The organism is Pseudomonas kribbensis (genome assembly GCF_003352185.1).
In the GTDB taxonomy this organism is placed as follows: Bacteria; Pseudomonadota; Gammaproteobacteria; order Pseudomonadales; family Pseudomonadaceae; genus Aquipseudomonas; species Aquipseudomonas kribbensis.
Map to the genome: position 1 here is coordinate 783761 of NZ_CP029608.1, position 17691 is coordinate 801451.

At 63.0% G+C, this 17691-nt stretch carries 18 protein-coding genes; 6 read left to right on the forward strand and 12 right to left on the reverse strand.

The features are described 5' to 3' along the window. Nucleotides 1-17 precede the first annotated feature (17 nt). Both DLD99_RS03545 and DLD99_RS03550 read left to right on the forward strand, forming a co-directional pair. Complete coding sequence (locus tag DLD99_RS03545; protein ID WP_114881291.1) at nt 18-488, forward strand: A24 family peptidase; 471 nt, start codon at nt 18-20, stop codon at nt 486-488. 125 nt (nt 489-613) lie between these two features. After that, nucleotides 614-1390 carry a response regulator transcription factor gene (locus DLD99_RS03550; protein WP_114886571.1) on the forward strand — a complete coding sequence of 259 codons (777 nt, stop codon included), beginning with the start codon at nt 614-616 and terminating at the stop codon, nt 1388-1390. A 37-nt stretch (nt 1391-1427) separates the two neighbouring features. Here DLD99_RS03550 and DLD99_RS03555 read toward each other — a convergent pair whose 3' ends face one another. Genes DLD99_RS03555 through cpaB form a run of 8 tightly spaced genes read right to left on the reverse strand, consistent with a single transcriptional unit; the run spans nt 1428 to nt 8881 of the window. Further along, complete coding sequence (locus tag DLD99_RS03555; protein ID WP_085711249.1) at nt 1428-1700, reverse strand: DUF3613 domain-containing protein; 273 nt, start codon at nt 1698-1700, stop codon at nt 1428-1430. 16 nt (nt 1701-1716) lie between these two features. After that, complete coding sequence (locus DLD99_RS03560; RefSeq protein WP_114881292.1) at nt 1717-2439, reverse strand: tetratricopeptide repeat protein; 723 nt, start codon at nt 2437-2439, stop codon at nt 1717-1719. 15 nt (nt 2440-2454) lie between these two features. Then, nucleotides 2455-3339: a type II secretion system F family protein gene (locus DLD99_RS03565; RefSeq protein ID WP_114881293.1), complete on the reverse strand. Its 885-nt coding sequence runs from the start codon at nt 3337-3339 to the stop codon at nt 2455-2457. A gap of 1 nt (nt 3340) precedes the next feature. After that, nucleotides 3341-4225 carry a type II secretion system F family protein gene (locus DLD99_RS03570; protein WP_114881294.1) on the reverse strand — a complete coding sequence of 295 codons (885 nt, stop codon included), beginning with the start codon at nt 4223-4225 and terminating at the stop codon, nt 3341-3343. A gap of 18 nt (nt 4226-4243) precedes the next feature. Then, a complete protein-coding gene (locus tag DLD99_RS03575) occupies nt 4244-5512 on the reverse strand; it encodes a TadA family conjugal transfer-associated ATPase (RefSeq protein WP_085711253.1) in 1269 nt (422 codons plus the stop codon). Next, a complete protein-coding gene (locus DLD99_RS03580; RefSeq protein ID WP_114881295.1) occupies nt 5509-6699 on the reverse strand; it encodes a CpaE/TadZ family protein in 1191 nt (396 codons plus the stop codon). Before DLD99_RS03580 ends, DLD99_RS03575 begins: the two co-directional genes overlap by 4 nt. Then, nucleotides 6696-7919: a type II and III secretion system protein family protein gene (locus DLD99_RS03585; RefSeq protein WP_114881296.1), complete on the reverse strand. Its 1224-nt coding sequence runs from the start codon at nt 7917-7919 to the stop codon at nt 6696-6698. Before DLD99_RS03585 ends, DLD99_RS03580 begins: the two co-directional genes overlap by 4 nt. A gap of 20 nt (nt 7920-7939) precedes the next feature. Beyond that, nucleotides 7940-8881 carry a Flp pilus assembly protein CpaB gene (cpaB, locus tag DLD99_RS03590; RefSeq protein ID WP_114881297.1) on the reverse strand — a complete coding sequence of 314 codons (942 nt, stop codon included), beginning with the start codon at nt 8879-8881 and terminating at the stop codon, nt 7940-7942. A gap of 332 nt (nt 8882-9213) precedes the next feature. On the opposite strand from cpaB, the gene DLD99_RS03595 reads away from it, so the two are divergent. The 3 genes from DLD99_RS03595 (at nt 9214) to DLD99_RS03605 (ending at nt 10224) form a co-directional block, all read left to right on the forward strand. Then, nucleotides 9214-9423, forward strand: coding sequence for a Flp family type IVb pilin (locus DLD99_RS03595; protein ID WP_085711257.1), 210 nt, complete (start codon nt 9214-9216; stop codon nt 9421-9423). Nucleotides 9424-9540: 117 nt separating this feature from the next. Next, nucleotides 9541-9753 (forward strand): Flp family type IVb pilin, encoded by a 213-nt coding sequence (locus DLD99_RS03600; protein WP_114881298.1) that lies wholly within the window; start codon nt 9541-9543, stop codon nt 9751-9753. A 63-nt stretch (nt 9754-9816) separates the two neighbouring features. Then, nucleotides 9817-10224, forward strand: coding sequence for a response regulator (locus tag DLD99_RS03605; protein WP_085732763.1), 408 nt, complete (start codon nt 9817-9819; stop codon nt 10222-10224). Nucleotides 10225-10305: 81 nt separating this feature from the next. On the opposite strand, the gene DLD99_RS03610 is transcribed toward DLD99_RS03605, so the two are convergent. The 4 genes from DLD99_RS03610 to DLD99_RS03625 all read right to left on the reverse strand — a co-directional run bounded on the left by DLD99_RS03610 (nt 10306) and on the right by DLD99_RS03625 (nt 16204). Next, nucleotides 10306-11976: a ShlB/FhaC/HecB family hemolysin secretion/activation protein gene (locus DLD99_RS03610; protein WP_114881299.1), complete on the reverse strand. Its 1671-nt coding sequence runs from the start codon at nt 11974-11976 to the stop codon at nt 10306-10308. Nucleotides 11977-12110: 134 nt separating this feature from the next. Then, entirely contained in the window at nt 12111-13646 is a 1536-nt protein-coding gene (locus tag DLD99_RS03615; RefSeq protein WP_114881300.1) for a collagen-like triple helix repeat-containing protein, read from the reverse strand. A 348-nt stretch (nt 13647-13994) separates the two neighbouring features. Continuing rightward, nucleotides 13995-14849 carry a MaoC family dehydratase gene (locus DLD99_RS03620; RefSeq protein ID WP_114881301.1) on the reverse strand — a complete coding sequence of 285 codons (855 nt, stop codon included), beginning with the start codon at nt 14847-14849 and terminating at the stop codon, nt 13995-13997. Between the two features lie 2 nt (nt 14850-14851). Next, complete coding sequence (locus DLD99_RS03625) at nt 14852-16204, reverse strand: 3-oxoacyl-ACP reductase (protein ID WP_114881302.1); 1353 nt, start codon at nt 16202-16204, stop codon at nt 14852-14854. 177 nt (nt 16205-16381) lie between these two features. Here DLD99_RS03625 and DLD99_RS03630 point away from each other — a divergent pair, with 177 nt between their 5' ends. Then, nucleotides 16382-17659 (forward strand): acetyl-CoA C-acetyltransferase, encoded by a 1278-nt coding sequence (locus DLD99_RS03630; protein ID WP_085711264.1) that lies wholly within the window; start codon nt 16382-16384, stop codon nt 17657-17659. Nucleotides 17660-17691: the final 32 nt, after the last annotated feature.

Genomic DNA, 17691 nt, shown 5'->3' on the forward strand with positions numbered 1-17691 from the left:
CGGACGGTTTTTACCGGATGCAAAGCCTTGTTCTTCTGATCTGGTTGACCTTGTGTGCGGCCCAGGATGTCCGGCAACGAAGGATCGCCAACGCCATGACGTTGGGTGTTGGCGCTCTGGCACTGGTTTATCTGCTGTATTTCGGAACGACCTGGACGGGGGCCGCAGCGGAGCAGGGCGGCTGGGCCTGTCTGGTGGCGCTGGCGTTCACCCTGCCGGGATATTTCATGGGGCGCATGGGGGCCGGCGATGTGAAATTAATGACAGCCCTCGGCCTTGCGACGGACGGTCTGTCGTTGCTCGGGATTTTTATCGGCGCCGGCGTCGCAAGCGTTGTCTGGATCCTGCTGGCGCCAAGAGTCTGGCTGCATATGAGTCAAGGGCTTAGGCATCGTCTTCGATATATGGCGCCATCCATGTCAAAAAAGCTGCCATTTGCGCCGTTCGTGCTGATCGGTTTCCTGCTTGTACTACCTTGGATCCATTAGTCGCCAAACGCCACTAGTCTTATGTACATAGTCGGAAAGTGCGTCTACTTTCAAAGGTACTGGTTATACGGCCAACGGCTGACAGTACAGGAATGGTCAGTTTTGGCCCGGGCATGGAGTGGCACGTGAACAAGCTTACATCTGCGGTAAAAGTCCTCGTTGTCGATGATCAGGCGCTGATCGTCGAGGAACTCTGTGAGTTCCTCGAGAGCAACGGCTATCGCTGTGTCCCCTGCGGGTCCGGCAAAGAGGCCGTCGAGCGTTTTGCCGAGGATCCGGCGATCGGTCTGGTGCTGTGCGACCTGCACATGCCGGACCTCGACGGCATTCAGTTGGTGCAGGAACTGCAGCGACAGGCCGGCAAGGCGCGGGTGTTCGAAGCCATCATGCTCACCGGCCGCGCCGACAAGCAGGACGTGATCAAGGCACTGCGCGCCGGGATTGCCGACTACTACCAGAAACCGGTCAACCTGGACGAACTGCTCGAAGGCCTGCAGCGTCAGGAGACGGTGCTGCAGGAGCGACAGAAAACCCTGCAATTGGGGCACCTGAACCAGAAGCTGCAAGACCTGTCGTCGTCCATCGATGATCTGTATCAGGATCTGGACAAGGTGCGCCGCGGGCCGGCTCCCGTCAGCGAGCAGGCATCGGGTGACGCCGATGCGCTGGAGATCCCTGCCATCTTCAATCAGTTGTCACCGCGTCAACTGGACGTGGCGCGTCTGGTGGGCAAGGGGCAGACCAATTACCAGATCGCCTGCGAGCTGGGCATCACCGAAAACACCGTCAAGCTTTACGTCTCGCAGGTGCTGCGCCTGACCCACATGCACAACCGCACCCAACTGGCGCTGGCCTTGTCGCCGAGTGCGGCGGCGTTGCGGCAGCGGGTAACCGCGCACTAGTCCGTTGTGCCTGGCCGCCATCGCGCGGCCAGGGACGTCAGTTCTTCCTCTCGATCTTGCCCCCGGCGTCGGGGTCATAGAAATCGGGGATGTCATATTTGTACTTCTTCAGCCAGCGCTGCATGGCCAGCTCACGCTCGGTCGCCGTGGCGGCTTGCGGATCGGGGGATGCGGCTTTGTTGCGGCTTTGCAGCAACAGCCAGCCTTCGGTTTCCTGCTGCTGGGCTGAGGCAGGGCCGGCGTCGATGGCCAGCGCGCCGAGCGGCAGGCTCAACAGACTCATGCAGCACAGTGTTTTGCAGATGTTCATGAGGCCTCCCTGAGTTTCACTTGATCGTCGCCGGTTGCGGGTCAGTCGCCACCGCGACCTGATTGCCGGTGGCAGGTTTTGCCTTGATCGGTGACTTGAGTTTTTCCGCCCGCTCCTGAGCGTCGGTGAACTGTTCCGGGGTCAGGTGGGCGCGACTGACGATTTCAGCGGCCTGCTGCCAGTTGTTCTGGTAGATCAGCAAGGTGATCAGGTTCAGCGTCGCCAATTGATTGTTCTGCTTGAGTTCGATGGCCGTGAGGAACTCGAAGCGCGCATCTTCGAGTCGCAGCTGATTGAGGTACACCACGCCCAGATCGTTGTGGATGTTTTCATTGGTCGGAGCCAGTCGCACGGCCCGCTGCAGGTGAGCCTGGGCCTGGCCGTTATCGCCGCGTGCGGCATACAGCTGACCCAGACCGTGTTCGGCGTCGGCGCTCAGGCAAGTGCCGAGCAGGCCGCGATACAGCGGTTCGGCTTCGCTGCGCCCCAGCAGACGATAGACCTTGGCCTTGCGCAGACGCACCTCCACGAGGTTGTCGGGCAAGCCCTGCAGGTTGGCCAGGCTGGCGTGCAGCTTGCCGTCATTGGCCAGATCGTCCACCAGATTCAGCGACAGCTCCTGCTCGGCGCTCAGCTTGCTGCAACTGGTGGGCGCCAGCATGGCGGTCCACGGCGCCTGACCATCGGTTGCGCAACCGCCCAGCAGCAACAGGCTTGCCACCACCATCAGTGCTTTCATCAAACGCTCTCCATGTCAGGACGCAAACGCCCGGGTGATTGCGGTAAATCCGGGGCCCGCCAGTACGATCAGCAAGGCCGGAAACAGGAACAGCATCATGACCACCGACATCTTCGCCGACATCTTCGAGATGTATTCCTGCAAGCGCGTCAGGCGTCGGTCATCCAGCAATTGTTTGAGCGCCAGCAGCGATTTCATTGCGCCGCCACCCTGTTGAATCAGTTGTTGCAGGATCACGCAGGTGTCGGTGAACTCATCCACCGCCAGCATCACCGCCGCCTTGTTCAGTTCCTGCCCGAGCTCCAGCCCCGAATCGACGCGGGCGAGGATCAGGCGCAATTCGCTGGTCAGTTCCGGCAGCAGCTTCTGCCCTTCGATGCTCAGCACGCGCAGTGCCTGTTCGACCGCCATGCCGGACTCGAACAGGATGCGCAGCAGAGGAATGAACGTCGAAACCTCCACCGAAATGATTTTTTGCCGCCGGGCGGCGGCATAGGCCAGCAGGCGCTTGGGCAGCAGGTAGCCCAGACCGGTGGCGAACATCGGCACCAGCCAGCCCTTGGGCGCCTGGGGAAAGAACACTTCCTGCAGAAACAAACCGATGCCCAGTGCCAGTAACGGCGTGCCGATCTGGCACGCGGCAAACAGCGAGCGCTCACTGGCCCGGCGCCAGCCGAGGCGGTTGAGCAGGGTCTGGGTTTCGCTGTCCATGCTCACCGAACGCTGGCCGAACCGGCTGTTGCCCAGCGCTCGCAACAAGCTGCGCAAACGGCTCTCGCGCACCAGATGGCCCTGCAGGCGCTGGTTGACCTGCCGTACCCGGCGACGTTCGGTCAGCAAATGGTTGCCGACCAGCAAGAACGCCCCGAGCAGCAGCATGAGACTGGCCAGGATCACCATCTCAGACACTCCTCAACATGCGCCACAGCGCCAGGCTGCCGATGACCTGCAACACCACTGCGATGATCAGCATGGTCTGGCCGCCGGGGTCTTTCCACATGCCGAGCATGTAACCGGGATTGGTCAGCATGAAGTAGCTGACGATGATCACCGGCAGCGATCCCAGCACCCACGCGGTCAGGCGGGTTTCGCCGGTCAGGGCGCGCAACTGGCGGGCGCCCTGATCGCGTTCGCGGATCAGCTTGATCAGGTTTTCCAGCAACTCGCTGGCATTGCCGCCGTAGCGGTGATTGACCTTCAGGCCCAGGGCGAACATGCGCAGTTCGTCCTGTTCGTAGAGCTCGGCGAAGTCGCTCACCGCATCTGGCAGGTTCACCCCCAGTTGCACGTTGCGCTGGACCCGGCCCATTGCGGTCTTCAGCGGATCCTCGCTGGAGTCGATGCCACCCAGCACGGCATCGTTCAGGGTGCGCCCGGATTTGAGGCTGCGCACCGTGTGGTCCAGCAACTGCGGCAGTTGCTCGATCATGCGGTTGAGCCGGCGGCGATACAGCCAGGCGATGTACAGGCGCAACACCAGGGGCGGCGCCAGCATCATGATCAGCAGGCCGATCCACTCGGCGGTCAGGTAACCCAGCATCATCGCGATGGCCCATAACGCCAGCCACAACCCCAGACGCTCGCCGGGGCGGCCCAGGCCGGCCCGCAGGAACATGCGTTCGAGTCCCGTCCAAGTAGTTTTGCCGGGGGCTGTCTGCGGTTGCCCGGCAGCCAGTCGCGTGAGCACCCGTTCGTTGGCGGTCTTGCGCACGCCATGCAGGAACAGGCGAATCGACAGCCCCAGCAGCATCAGGCAAATGACGATGAGAATCACCGGCCCCATCATGACGAAAGCTCCATGCGCTCAGCCCAGGCTCGACTCGTGCCGCAACTTGTCGCCGGCCGGGTTGACCGCTTCGCGAAGGAAGCCGAACCCGGTGCGTCGATCGAGGCGGAACAAGGTGTTGGTGACGTAGATGTCTTCGCGCACGCCGACCACTTCCACCACCTCGCTCACGCAGCGGCGGCCGTCGGGCATGCGGGTCAACTGGATGATCATGTCGAGTGCGGCACAGATCATTTGCCGCAACGTGCGTTCGGCCACCGTGCGACCGGTCAGGCCGACCAGGGTTTCCAGACGCAGCAACGCATCCTGGGCATTGTTGGCGTGGACCGTGCTCATCGAACCGTCGTGGCCGGTGTTCATCGCCGTGAGCACGTCGAGCACTTCGACGCCACGGATCTCGCCGAGGATGATCCGGTCCGGGCGCATCCGCAGGGCGTTGCGGATCAGGTCGCTGGCCTTGACCTCGCCATGGCCCTCGGCGTTCGGCGGCCGGGTTTCCAGGCGCACCACGTGCGGGTGGCCGAGCTGCAGTTCGGCGACGTCCTCGATGGTCACCAGCCGTTCATGGGGGTTGATCAACTGACTGAGAATGTTCAACAGCGTGGTCTTGCCGGTGCCGGTGCCGCCGCTGATCAGGATGTTGCAGCGTTTGCCCACGGCCTCCTGGAAGCAATCGAAGATCGCCAGGTCGATGGTCTGCATGGCGATCAGGTCGCTGCTCTTGAGCATGTCCTTGCGGAATTTCCGGATCGACAGACACGGCCCGTCGAGGGCGATCGGCGGGATGATCGCGTTGACCCGGCTGCCGTCGGGCAGGCGCGCATCGACCATCGGCGACGACTCGTCAAGCCGTCGCCCGAGCGGCGCGAGAATGCGCTGCATGACCCGTTCGACGTGGTGCGCATCGATGAAGCGCAGGTCGCTCTGGTGCAGCACGCCATCGCGCTCGATGAACACCCGGTGCGGGCCGTTGACCAGAATTTCGGTCACGGCGCTGTCGCGCAGCAACACTTCCAGCGGGCCGAAACCGGTCAGCTCATCGACGATTTCTTCCGCCAGCCGCTCCATCTCGTAGCGGGAAATCGCCAGGTGCAAACGGGCGATGTATTCGGCGACCTTGTCGGTGACGAACTGCGCCAGCAGTTGCCGCGAACCTTCCAGCAGGTTTTTCCCGGACTCCTCGATGGCATCGATGATGTAGCGATGCAGGACCAGTTTCAGGCCTTCGTGGTCGGTGTTGCCCGACTGACCGCGAGCCGGGGCACCGAAGAGTTTTTCCGGACTCATGAGCTGCCCCGCAACCGGTCGAACCAGGTGACCTTGGGTTTGGCCAGGCCTTCGGAGCGTTTGGCCAGCCGTTCGCCAAGCGCCCGCAGGCTCTGGGTGAGTTTTTCCCGGGGAGCCAGTTCAAACAGGCTCACGCCCTGATTCTTGGCATTCAGACGCAGCTCCGGACTCAGGGCCAGCACGGCGATCACTTCCAGATTGAAGGTCTTGCCGAGGGTGTCCGCATCCGGCGCAACGTTGCTCAGATAGCGGTCGACCAACAGCCGTCCGTGATCGAGCTTCATGCCTTTTTCCCGCCACAGGTTGAACATTGCCAGGTTGCGCCGGCAATTGAGCACGTTCTGGTCGGTGTACCAGATCAGCTTGTCGCAATGGCTGACAAAGGTGCGCAAGGCTTCGCTGTCTGGCTGGCCGGTGAGGTTCACGACAATGTGCTGGAAGTGCTGGCGCAAGGCGCTGAGCAGCATGTACAGCTCGGCGGCGCTGGTGCTTTCCAGCGGTTCGTCATTGTCGGCGTAGGCGAGAATCCGCAGCCCGGATTCGGCGCTGGTGAAGGCGCTGTCGATCAACGTCGCATCGAGCCTGCGCAAATGGCGCAAGGCATCGCCGAAGTGGAACGAGCTCTCCAGCCCCAGCAGCGCCAGACTGTCGCCACGGGGCAGGCCAAGGTCCAGCAGCAGCGTCTGTTGCCCGCTCTTTTGCACCACCAGCGCCATATGGTTGGACAACAGCGCGCCGTCGGAACTGCTCTGCACGCCGTACAGCACCGTCAGGCCACCCAGTTGCGTGTTGTGGGTCACCGGCGGCATGCGTTTGCTCAAGCGACGTACCAGCCCGGCCACTTCGCTGGAGCGCGAACCGTAGGCGACAAAATCCCGTGCGCCGGCGCGCATGGCGTTGAGCACCAACTGATTGTCCATGCCGTCGCCAAGGGCGACGATCGCCAGCATCGGCTTGGCCTCCAGCGCGCCTTCGATCAACGCGCTCTGGGCTACCACGTGTTCACGGTCGAGGCCGACGAACACCAGGCTGGCGAAGGTGACATCCACCAGCGCGAGCAATTCATCGAGGCTGCCGGTACCGGCGCTGACCACTTGACCCAGCGGCGCGAGCGCACTTTGCAGCCATTCCAGATCGGTGCTGTTGCGGGTGATGGCGAGAAAGGTCTGGCTCAGGCTCTGGCTCATTGGGACAACCCGCTGCGCTTGTCGAAGTTGCCGTTCTCCATGAAGAACATGCGATAGAAGTTCGGGTCGTAGTTGCGCAGTTTTTCTCCCGGCAGCGACGGCAGTTGCGCCTCCGCCGACAGTGGACGCACCAGATGCGGGGTGACGATCATCAGCAGCTCGCGCTCTTCGCGTTTGATCTGCGAGCTTTTGAAAAACGCCCCGAGCACCGGGATATCGCCCAGCCCCGGAAACTTGTCGACCTGGGAACTGTTGGTGGTGCTGATCAGGCCGCTGATGACAAAGCTCTCGCCATCGGCGAGGGAAATGCTGGTGTCGGTGCGGCGGATGGTCAGGGCCGGCACCGTGGTGCCGGCGATCTGCACCGCATTGCTGAAGTCCAGTTCGCTGACTTCCGGTGCGACCTTCAGGGCGATGCGGTCGTGGCTGATGATCGTGGGCGTCAGGGTCAGGCGGATGCCGAACTCCTTGTACTCGATGGACACACTGTCGCTGCCGGAGCTGGGGACCGGAATCGGGATCTGGCCACCGGCAAGGAAGCTCGCGCTCTGCCCGTTCAGCGCCACCAGGCTTGGCCGTGCCAGGGTGTAGGCGAAACCGCTGCCTTCAAGGGCGTTGATGATCGCCATGGTATTGCCGCCGATCCACGAGAAGTTGAACAGCGAGTTGTCCACCGGCAGTCGTGGTTGCGGCACGCCATCGATGGGCGGCAGTGTCCCGGGGGAACCGAACAGGAAATTGCCGCGGGTGCCGATCAGCTTGGCCGAGGCCTGCTTGAGTTTGGTGCGGCTGACTTCAACGAAACGAATGTCGGTCTGTACCTGCGAAGGCAGCTGCGCGTCATCTGAAGGCAACGGGCCGGCGCCAGTGAGGGCGTTCGTGGCAGCACCCTGGACAAATACCATGCTCTGGCGCGGCTCGCTGGAGCAGCCGGTCCAGACCATCAGACTGGTGGCGCCGGGGGCTACACCCGTGAGCAGGAACGACGAGTTGCCGGTGGCGTGCACGTCGGCGATTTTCGGATCGCCAATGGCCAGGCGGGTGATTGCCACCGGCGATTGCAGATCCTTTTGCCAGCCTTCATTGACTTCGATTACCGGCGGCAAACGGCTCAGGGCCGAGCAATTGCCGGTGGCCGCCTGGGCGGCATTGATCGACAGTCCCGTCAACAGCAAGGCCCGGAGCAGGGGATTGAAGGTCGGCCAGAAACGACTCTGCATGCACTTGGATCCTTGCTCTGTCATGGGTTCTGTTGGGTGATCTGATTGCCGCGAATCACTTCCACCGCCGGCCGCGTTGCACTGCTGTGCTCGCCGCTGGGCGGGATTTTCGGCGCAGCGCCCAGCGCAAGCTGGGTGAACTGGAAGAGTTGGCTGTTGGCGGCCACCAGTTTGTCCGGTGCCTGGTTTTCGCCGGCCCAGTATTTGGCCAGGCGCTGTTCCTCACTGCTGCGCACCGCCAGGCGCAACGTCCCGACCTGAGTGGCGAGCATCATCCGGCTCAGCAGTTGTTCCGGCACCGCCAGCACCACGGTGCGCGCGGTGAGTCGGCGCTGATCCTGTTTGAGTTTGTCGTCGGCGCTCAGCGCGGGTGTGGCCGGCTGACCGTCGTTGGTCAGGCCGTACTGTTCGCCGACGCCGAGTACGCGCATCGCCGGCACCACAATCTGCGCTGACTGTTGCGGATTGCTGGCGTCCTGACGCAGGTACAGCAACACATCGACGTAATCGCCGGGCATCAGTTGCCCGGCGGCACCGATGACTTCATCGACCGACACCGCCAGCGCGCGCTCGTCGCTGTGGATCATGCGCGCCAGCGCGCCGCCCGCTTCGAAGCTTTCAGCGTTGAGCCAGGTGCCGGCACTCAGGTGGCGCCATGGTGTGCGGCCCACGGCCTGATCGATGGCACTCAGGCTGCCGGCGGGGGCGCTGCGCAGTTTCTCGATGGCCAGGTCGGCGGCGGTGAGCGGGGTGAACGGCGGTACGTCATGCACCAGCACCACCACTGGCTGGCGGGTCTGGTCTTCGGCGGCGGCGACGGTCTTTTCCACGGTGACCACCGCAGGCGCCGGTGCCTCGGCAACCGGTGCCGGTTGCCGGCTGAGCACCAGGCCCCAGTAGCCGACGACGATGGCCCCCAGCAGAAGCACGGCGGCAAGACCCATGGTGACACGACTGTTCATGACGGCTCTCCCTTTCCTGCTGCACTACCAGCCCGCACTTCCAACCAAGGGAACATCGCAATCAGGCAGCTATGAACATCCAACTATTTCGCTATTTCCACGCTAGCTGAAACAAGCCAAAACGCCATTACTGGCCGGCAAATAACCTACGAAAGTATGGGTGTTGGCCAATTAGCAGTCGAAATCATGGCAGTCGACGAAGCGATTAACGCTTTGTGATTAATCCGTTCTTACAGTTGTTGACGGGGGCTTTGTTGACAATGCTCAGATAGCACGGTGGAAGCTTTGCCGCTGTCGCGACATCGGCGCCATGGGCGCAAAGGAGTGGACGTATGATTCTCGATTATCTGCTGGCCAGGGCCCGTTTGTTTTTCAAGAGTGAGGAAGGCGCTTCGGCTATCGAGTACGCGATCGTGGTAGCGATGGTGGCGGTGGTGGTCGTGGTGTTCGTGACACCGATGGGCACCAAGGTCTTCAATATTTTCAGCGCGATCCTGACCTCGCTCGGTGGCACTGCTCCGACCAAGCCCGGCATACCTTGACCGAACGCTCTCTCCCTCTGTCGATGCCTGTCTGCTGCTGAGCAGGAGCGTTCAGGCATTGCCCCGATCATTGGCTTTCCGGTGCCCGGAAGATCCCGGGCATGAAGGAGAATGTCCATGTTCTTCGAATACCTGATGATGCGTGCCCGGTCGTTCCTGGCAAGCACCGAAGCCGCGTCGGCCATCGAGTACGCAATTGTGGTGGCGATGGTCGCCATTGTGGTTGTGGTGTTCGTGACGCCGGTAGGCGCCAAGGTGCTGGCGATCTTCAACAACATCCTCGTGGCGCTGGGCGGTACGGCACAGACTGCGCCGACGCAGTTACCCTGACTCGATGGGTGGCGAATCTCGCACTACACTCGGTTCCACCTTCAGCTTCTCAGGGATTGACCAATGACTGCTTCTTCACTGCCCCGCCAACAGTTGCTTCTGGTTGACGATGAAGAGGACGCATTGCTCGAGTTGGCGGAGTTGCTGGAGGGCGAGGGCTTCGTCTGTCATACCGCGACCTCGGTGAAGCTCGCCCTTCATCATCTGACCCGCCATCCCGACATCGCCCTGGTGATCACCGATCTGCGCATGCCCGAAGAGAGCGGCATGTCGCTGATCAAACGCCTGCGCGAACACACCTCGCGCCAGCATTTGCCGGTGATCGTGACCTCGGGGCATGCGGACATGGAGGATGTCAGCGACATGCTGCGCCTGCAGGTGCTGGATCTGTTCCGCAAGCCGATCTATCACGTGCGGCTGCTGGAAACCCTCGACAACCTGTTTCCCAAGCCCAGGGTCAATGTTTCCTGAGTCCTGAGACCGCTGCAGTGACCGTCGGTGGTCTCAAGGCTGACGGTCACTGCGAAAGAACTTCAATCCGACGCGCGATGGCTACAGCTGATAGCTGAAGCTGATGCTGTAGCGCGGCCGGCGGTTGTAGGTATCCAGCGCTTCATCCGACATGGGTTTGGCCGCTTCCAGGGCGATGTTGTAGTACTTGGCATCGCCAAATCGGAGGCCCACGGCTGCCGATGACAGGCTGTTGGCCTGCACCGGCAACTGGTTGAACCAGCTGCGGGAACGGTCGAGCACGACATAGGGTTGCAGGATGCGCACCCAGTTGCCGTCGCGGTTGAAGCTGTAGTTGATCTCGTAAGCCACGCCCCAGCCCTTGTCGCCGGACGCCTGATCGTCCGGGTAGCCACGGCCGAAGTTCTGCCCGCCGAACACCGCGCGTTCGCTGTCGGGCAGGGTGTCGTCGGTCCAGTACAGCGCGCCGGACAGCACGCCTTGCCAGTTATCGAAGAACTTGTCGCTCTGCACCCCGGAAAGGCGCAGGCGCAGGAAGTTGAGATCGATGGCGCTGTTGTTGGTGTGCGCCCCCATGCTGTCCAGCCCTTGATAGACGCCGCCGCTGAGAATCCGCAACTGGCGGGCGTCGGCCTTGCGCCAGTCGCTTTCGAAGGCGAGGGCGCGGATGTCGGTGCGTTCTTCGATGCTCAGCGGGTAGCCGATGACGTTATAGCGGGTCTTGTCGTTGACCGCGTACAGGCGTGCTCCGGCGGTCAGCAATTCGTTCGAGGCGGCAATCAGCGGCAGGCTGAAGCCGACCGAGTACCGGTCGTTCTCGCGGTGGGGCTTGAGCTCCAGGCCACTGTCCAGCGCGACGTTGGTGCCGGGGTCGGCACGGTAGCGCGAGGCGGACAGGTTCAGTTGCGTGCCTTCGGCGTCGAGGAACTGACTGTAGTCCAGTCGGTAGTAATGCTCGTGATCCTTTCCCGGTGGAAACAGCCCGCTGAGCGTCAGCTGTTCGCCCATCGATGTCTGTGAGTTGCTGCTCACGCCGAGCAGGGCTTGAGTACCCTTGCGGTTGTCTTCGGTGGTGCTCAGGGAACTGGTGAAGGGTTTGCGGCTGGCCTGGGCGACCAGCGTGGTCGCGCCGTCGGTGGTTCCCGGCGGTGGCACCTGGGCCTGGATCGTGACGCCGGGAATGCGGGTCATCAGGGTGGTGTAGCGTTCGAAGGTCTTGCGGGTCAGAGGACGTTCAGCCTGGATTTTCGCCGCCAGTCTGTCGAGCAGTCCCTTGACCCGGCCCACGTCGCCCTGTACCTGCACATCCCGCACATAGCCTTCCACCAGCACTACGCGCGCCACACCGTTATCGAAATTCTGTTTCGGCAGGAAGGCGTAGGACAGCAGATAGCCGTCGTTCTGGTAGCGTCGGGTGATGTTGCGGGTGGCTTCGATCAGGTCGGCCAGGCTGGACTCATGGCCGATCAGCGGTTTGTAGATCTCTGCCAGCTCGTTTAGCGGGTAGATCGTGCCGCCTTCGATCTGCACGGTTTTCAGGTTGATCTTCGTGCCCATCATCAACGGCTCGGCAGCCGCGGCACCGGGTTCCGGGACTTGCAGCGGGGCTGCGCTCGGCCGGTAGGCGTCGGCAGGCAGGTTCGGCACCGGCAGGTTGCGGATGGTTTCGTTACTGTTGAGAAAGCTGGGCAGGGTGTCGGCGAGGGCGGTGGAACTGAGACTGAGCAACAGCAGGGATGCCATAACGCGCATAGGACACTCCATGTTCAAACCGCAGCACCGGGCAGGGTTTTCCTAAGAAAAAAAGCGGAAGACTCACGGGAATCTTCCGCCTTCAACCAAGCGTAGGCGCTGTAGGTGCGGCCGTCGAATCGGCCAGGTGCAATTCAGCGTTTGTTGCCGCCCAGCGCGCCGCTCAGGCCACCGAGCACACCGCCCAGACCGCCAGCGGTGCCGGTACCACCGGTGGATGCGCCACCGTTGACCAGCCCGCCGACCGCCGCCACGGTACCGCCCACGTTGCTGACCAGACCACCGACGGCGGTGGTGACCGGGTTGTTGGTGGCGGCGATGGCGCCACCGAGATTACCCACCGCACCGCCCACCTGGCTGGTGATACCAGCCACCGGAGCACCGAGCCCGGTGGTGCTGCCGACGTTCTGGGTCAGGTTGGTGACCGCACTGGTGACTGGCGCGAGCCCGCCGCCGACGCCGCTGCCCAGGCTGGCCAGAGGCGTAGTAGGGCTGGTGATCGGCGAGCCCGAGCCGCCGAGCACGGTGTTGAGCGAAGCCACGGTATTGCCGGCCGAGACCAGCACGTTACCCGGTGCGCCAAGTGTGCCGTTGCCTGCACCCAGCCCGGCGCCGACGTTGACCACGGCGCCGCCGACGGTTTGCAGCAGGCCATTGTTGCCGACGCCGCCGAGTCCGCCACCCACGCCGGTGCCCGACCCGGTGCCGTTGTCCACCAGCCCGCCGGCCTTGTCGACGGCAGTGCCGACGTTGCTCAGGGCGCCGCCGACGGTGTTGGTCAGGGCGTTGCCGTTACCGGCCGCTGTGACGTTGTCGCCCACGCCGTCGACGGTGCTGCCGACTTTCTGCAGGACGCCGTTCAATGGCGCACCCAGGCCGGTCGCGCTGCCCAGTTTGTCGGTGGTGCTTTCGACCATGGCGATCACCGGTACGAGACCGTTGCCGACGTCTTTGGTCACCGAACCGAGTGGGCCGGTGGTTGTGGCCGTGCTCAGGGTATCGCCGAGCATGGTGACTTTTTCACCCACCCCGTTGAGCAATGGCGCAACTTTGGTGACCACACCGCCGACCACGGGAACGCTGCCGGTGGCGCTGGCCAGTTTGCCGCTCAGGTCAGACACGCCGTTGCCGACATCCTGCACCACGCCGCCGACCGCCGAGGCGGTGACGCCCAGACCGTTGTCGGTCGTGCCGAGTTTGCCGAGGCCGTTGGCCACGCCGTCGCCCAGTGTGGTGACCACATTACCGGCAGTCCTGGCGGCGCTTTGCACGACACCGCCGACCACGGGAACACCACTGAGGGAATCACCGACCTGACCGACACCACTGCCGACGCCGGCAACGGTGCTGCCGACATCCTGCACCAGCGTCGAGGTCACCAGTGGAGCGGGTGTGCTCGGGTTGGTGGGGTTGGTCGGATCCGTCGGGTTGGTTGGATTTGTTGGATTGCTCGGGTCCGTGCCACCTGTTCCGCCTGTTCCGGCAGTGCCGCCGGTCCCGGTCGTACCGCCGCTGCCGCTGGTTCCGCCAGTGCCGGCGGTGGAACTGTCCGGAGTCGAGCTGCTGGAGCTGCTGTGATGACCGCCACCGCCGCTGCTGCAGCCGGTCAGGCCGAGGGAGAGGATCAATGCCAGCGCTGTTGCCGATTTGCACCACACTTGGGTTTTCATGATGGTAATTCCTTGCACCTGTCACAACGTTCGTTGTTTTCGATGGCCCGCCGGTTCTGTTGCCGGCAATGCCTTCGCCCGTTGTGCTCATATCAATCGCAAGGCTGGATCCACGCCATTCTCGAGTTGGTATTAACGCCTTTATATAGATCGGTGAACCTGCTGCTTAACAACTAATGCCGAGGATATAAGCGCGCAAAAAAAAGCCTTGAGAATCAAGGCTTGATGTTTGACTTGCGGGTGGGAGGCGGGGGTAAAAACTTAAGTTATATACACAATTAATCATGTTCCGCCGCTGTGATCCGCCTGCCGCCAGGGACGGGAGAGCGGCTGAAGCGGCGTATCGATTCAGGCAATCGGTTGCCAGTTGCCGACCATGTGCTCCAGATCCCCGGCACCGATCAGGCGCAGTTCACCACTGGAACCCGCCGCACTGGCGAACAGCGATACTTCGCTCGGCAGGCGCACCGGCTTGCGAAAATGCACGGTGACTTCCAGATTGGCCCGGGGCAGGTGATCCGCCAGGGCTGCCAGCGTACGTGCCTTGTTCCACAGGCCGTGGGCAATGGCGGTGGGGAAACCGAACAGCTTTGCACTGGCCGCGCTCAGGTGGATCGGGTTGTAGTCGCCGGAGACTTTGGCGTACTGCCGACCAATGTCTGTCGGGGCTTTCCATTGCGCGACCTGCATCAAGGGCAGCGCAGGTTCCCACGCTTGTTCGAGCGCCTCGCCCTCAAGTTTCACGCCTCGGCAGAGCATCTGGCTTTCGGCCTCCCACAGCGGGCCGAGCTGATCGTCGAGGGTGGTCAGCAGGTCGAACGTCGCGCCTTTCGGATGGGGTTGCAGGTTGTGCACCCGAACGCTGACCTGCGCGCGACTGATCCCACCCATCGGCCGCAGCACGCGAATGCGGTTGCTCAGGTGAATCAGCCCCAGCAGCGGGAAGGGAAAGTCCTTGTCCGTGAGCAATTGCATCTGCAACGCAAACGCCAGGACGTGTGGATACGTCGGCGGCAGCAGACCGTCATCGGCAAAACCGCAGACCTTGCGATAGGCCGCCAGGCGTTTGCCGTCGACGTCGACCCAGCAGCGCAAACCGCTGTCGGGCAAAGTGGTGCCGGTGATTTTGCGCCGGGTCGCGGCTCGGGCATACAGCCCCGGCAGGCTCGGTTCGCGGTGCAACGTGTGCCATTCGATGCTCATGCCTAAGCCCCCAGAACACTTTGTCCACAGACCCGCAGCGCCTGCCCGGTGAACGCGCCGGTGCCCGGTTGCGCCAGCCACGCTACCGCCTCGGCAACGTCTTGCGGCAGGCCGCCCTGGCCCAGCGAACTCATGCGCCGCCCAGCCTCACGCAGGCCGAACGGAATGTGCGCGGTCATCTGGGTCTCGATGAATCCCGGCGCCACGGCGTTGATGCTGATGCCACGTTCCAGCAGGGTCGGTGCCCAGGCCTGAGCCAGCCCGATCAGCCCGGCCTTGCTCGCCGCGTAATTGGTCTGCCCGCGATTGCCGGCGATGCCGCTGATGGAGGCCAGCAGAATCACCCGCGCATTGTCGTGCAACGTACCGCTGTCGAGCAGGGCTTTGGTCAGTACCTGCGGCGCGTTGAGGTTGACCGCCAGCACCGCGTCCCAGAACTCGGGCGTCATGTTGGCCAGGGTCTTGTCGCGGGTGATGCCGGCGTTGTGCACCAGAATGTCGAGGCCGTCCGGCAACTGTTCGATCAGTTGCACGGCGGCGTCTTCGGCGCAGATGTCGAGGGTGATGGCGCGCCCACCGAGGCGAGCGGCCAGGGCTTCGAGATCGGTTTTTGCTGGCGGCACGTCAAGCAGGATCACTTCGGCGCCGTCACGGGCCAGGGTTTCGGCGATGGAGGCACCGATGCCGCGAGCCGCGCCGGTGACCAGCGCCTTGCGCCCGGCGAGCGGGCGCGTCCAGTCAGTCACCGGCGTGGCGCAAGGGGTCAGGCGAATCACTTGCCCGGACACGAACGCGCTTTTCGGCGAGAGGAAAAACCGCAGCGGCCCCTCGAGCTGATCCTCGGCGCCTTCGCCCACGTAGATCAATTGCAGCGTGCCGCCGCTGCGCAATTCCTTGGCCAGCGAGCGGGAAAAACCCTCAAGTGCGCGCTGTGCGCTGGCGGCAAACGGATCGCGCAGGGTTTCCGGGGCGCGGCCGAGGATCACCAGATGCGCGCTGTTGTCGAGGTTCTTCATCAACGGCTGGAAGAACTCGCGCAGCTGCTTGAGCTGGTCGGTGTGCTGCAGATCGCTGGCGTCGAACACCACAGCCTTGAGCTTCGGGCCATGGCCGGGAATCCATTGAGTGGCAGACGCAGGCTGGTCGCCGTAGCGATAAATGGCATCGGTCAGCCGGTTGGCGAAGGCGCTGACCCGTTCGGCCAGCGGCCCGCCACCGATCAGCAGCGCGCCCTCCACCGGCCGCAGGCGCCCGGCCTGCCAGCGTTCCAGGCGCACCGGCGACGGCAGGCCCAGGGCCCCGACCAGACGGTGGCCGATGGACGAGTTGGCGAAGTCGATATAGCGGTCAGACATGGAACGCTCTCCAGAAGATGGGGTTCAAAGTGTGGACTGCGAAGGGCAATCAATCGTTCGATCCACACATTTAGGCCTACGCTAGAACAGCAGAGTAGTTTGCCCCCGGTGTTTTTGGGGCCCGGCGGGATTTTCAGTGCCCGATTTTCAGACTGGATATTTCACAAGGAGTTTTTCATGAGTCAGCTGCGCCGCGTCGCGATCATTGGTGGCAACCGCATTCCGTTCGCCCGTTCCAACGGCCCGTACGCCACCGCGAGCAATCAGGTGATGCTCACCGCCGCCCTGGAAGGCCTGATCGAACGCTACAACCTGCACGGCCAGCGCATGGGTGAAGTGGTCGCGGGGGCGGTGCTGAAATTGTCACGGGATATGAACCTGACCCGCGAATGCGTGCTCGGCTCGCGTCTGTCACCGGCCACTCCGGCCTATGACATCCAGCAGGCCTGCGGCACCGGCCTTGAAGCGGCGCTGCTGGTGGCGAACAAGATCGCGCTCGGCCAGATCGATTGCGGCATTGCCGGCGGTGTCGACACCACGTCGGACGCGCCGATCAGCGTCAGCGAAGGCCTGCGCAAGATCCTCCTGCAAGCCAACCGCGCCAAGACCACCGGCGACAAACTCAAGACTTTCCTGCAATTGCGTCCGAAACACCTGATCCCCGAATTCCCGCGCAACGGCGAACCGCGTACCGGCCTGTCGATGGGTCAGCACTGCGAACTGATGGCGCAGACCTGGAACATTCCTCGCGAAGAGCAGGATCAACTGGCCCTCGAAAGTCACCACAAACTGGCGGCGTCCTACAGCGAAGGCTGGCACAACGATCTGATGACCCCGTTCCTCGGTCTGACCCGCGACAACAACCTGCGTCCGGACCTGACCCTGGAAAAACTCGCGACCCTGAAACCGGCTTTCGAGAAAAGCGCCAAGGGCACGCTGACCGCCGGCAACTCCACACCGCTGACCGATGGCGCGTCGGTGGTGTTGCTGGGCAGTGAAGAGTGGGCGAAAGAACGCGGCTTGCCGATCCTCGCGTATCTGCGGGACGGCGAAGCGGCGGCGGTGGATTTCGTCAACGGCGCCGAAGGGCTGCTGATGGCCCCCGTGTATGCGGTGCCGCGCCTGCTGGCGCGCAATGGTTTGACCTTGCAGGATTTCGACTACTACGAAATCCACGAGGCATTTGCTGCGCAGGTGTTGTGCACGTTGAAGGCCTGGGAGGATCCGGAATACTGCAAGACCCGGTTGGGGCTGGATGCGCCGTTGGGCTCGATTGACCGCAGCCGCTTGAACGTCAAGGGCAGCTCGCTGGCGGCGGGGCATCCGTTTGCCGCGACGGGCGGGCGGATTGTGGCGAATCTGGCGAAGTTGCTGGATGCGGCGGGGCGGGGGCGTGGGTTGATTTCGATTTGTGCGGCTGGCGGACAAGGTGTGACGGCCATCATCGAGCGCTGAAAGAACAGGAGTTCCCTCTCTCAAAGAGAGAG

Coding starts and splice junctions, on each gene's coding strand:
- DLD99_RS03545 (WP_114881291.1), top strand. CDS start 18: ATGCAAAGCCTTGTTCTTCTGATCTGGTTGACCTTGTGTGCGGCCCAG.
- DLD99_RS03555 (WP_085711249.1), bottom strand. CDS start 1,700: ATGAACATCTGCAAAACACTGTGCTGCATGAGTCTGTTGAGCCTGCCG.
- DLD99_RS03560 (WP_114881292.1), bottom strand. CDS start 2,439: ATGAAAGCACTGATGGTGGTGGCAAGCCTGTTGCTGCTGGGCGGTTGC.
- DLD99_RS03565 (WP_114881293.1), bottom strand. CDS start 3,339: ATGGTGATCCTGGCCAGTCTCATGCTGCTGCTCGGGGCGTTCTTGCTG.
- DLD99_RS03570 (WP_114881294.1), bottom strand. CDS start 4,225: ATGATGGGGCCGGTGATTCTCATCGTCATTTGCCTGATGCTGCTGGGG.
- DLD99_RS03575 (WP_085711253.1), bottom strand. CDS start 5,512: ATGAGTCCGGAAAAACTCTTCGGTGCCCCGGCTCGCGGTCAGTCGGGC.
- DLD99_RS03580 (WP_114881295.1), bottom strand. CDS start 6,699: ATGAGCCAGAGCCTGAGCCAGACCTTTCTCGCCATCACCCGCAACAGC.
- DLD99_RS03585 (WP_114881296.1), bottom strand. CDS start 7,919: ATGCAGAGTCGTTTCTGGCCGACCTTCAATCCCCTGCTCCGGGCCTTG.
- cpaB (WP_114881297.1), bottom strand. CDS start 8,881: ATGAACAGTCGTGTCACCATGGGTCTTGCCGCCGTGCTTCTGCTGGGG.
- DLD99_RS03595 (WP_085711257.1), top strand. CDS start 9,214: ATGATTCTCGATTATCTGCTGGCCAGGGCCCGTTTGTTTTTCAAGAGT.
- DLD99_RS03600 (WP_114881298.1), top strand. CDS start 9,541: ATGTTCTTCGAATACCTGATGATGCGTGCCCGGTCGTTCCTGGCAAGC.
- DLD99_RS03605 (WP_085732763.1), top strand. CDS start 9,817: ATGACTGCTTCTTCACTGCCCCGCCAACAGTTGCTTCTGGTTGACGAT.
- DLD99_RS03610 (WP_114881299.1), bottom strand. CDS start 11,976: ATGCGCGTTATGGCATCCCTGCTGTTGCTCAGTCTCAGTTCCACCGCC.
- DLD99_RS03615 (WP_114881300.1), bottom strand. CDS start 13,646: ATGAAAACCCAAGTGTGGTGCAAATCGGCAACAGCGCTGGCATTGATC.
- DLD99_RS03620 (WP_114881301.1), bottom strand. CDS start 14,849: ATGAGCATCGAATGGCACACGTTGCACCGCGAACCGAGCCTGCCGGGG.
- DLD99_RS03625 (WP_114881302.1), bottom strand. CDS start 16,204: ATGTCTGACCGCTATATCGACTTCGCCAACTCGTCCATCGGCCACCGT.
- DLD99_RS03630 (WP_085711264.1), top strand. CDS start 16,382: ATGAGTCAGCTGCGCCGCGTCGCGATCATTGGTGGCAACCGCATTCCG.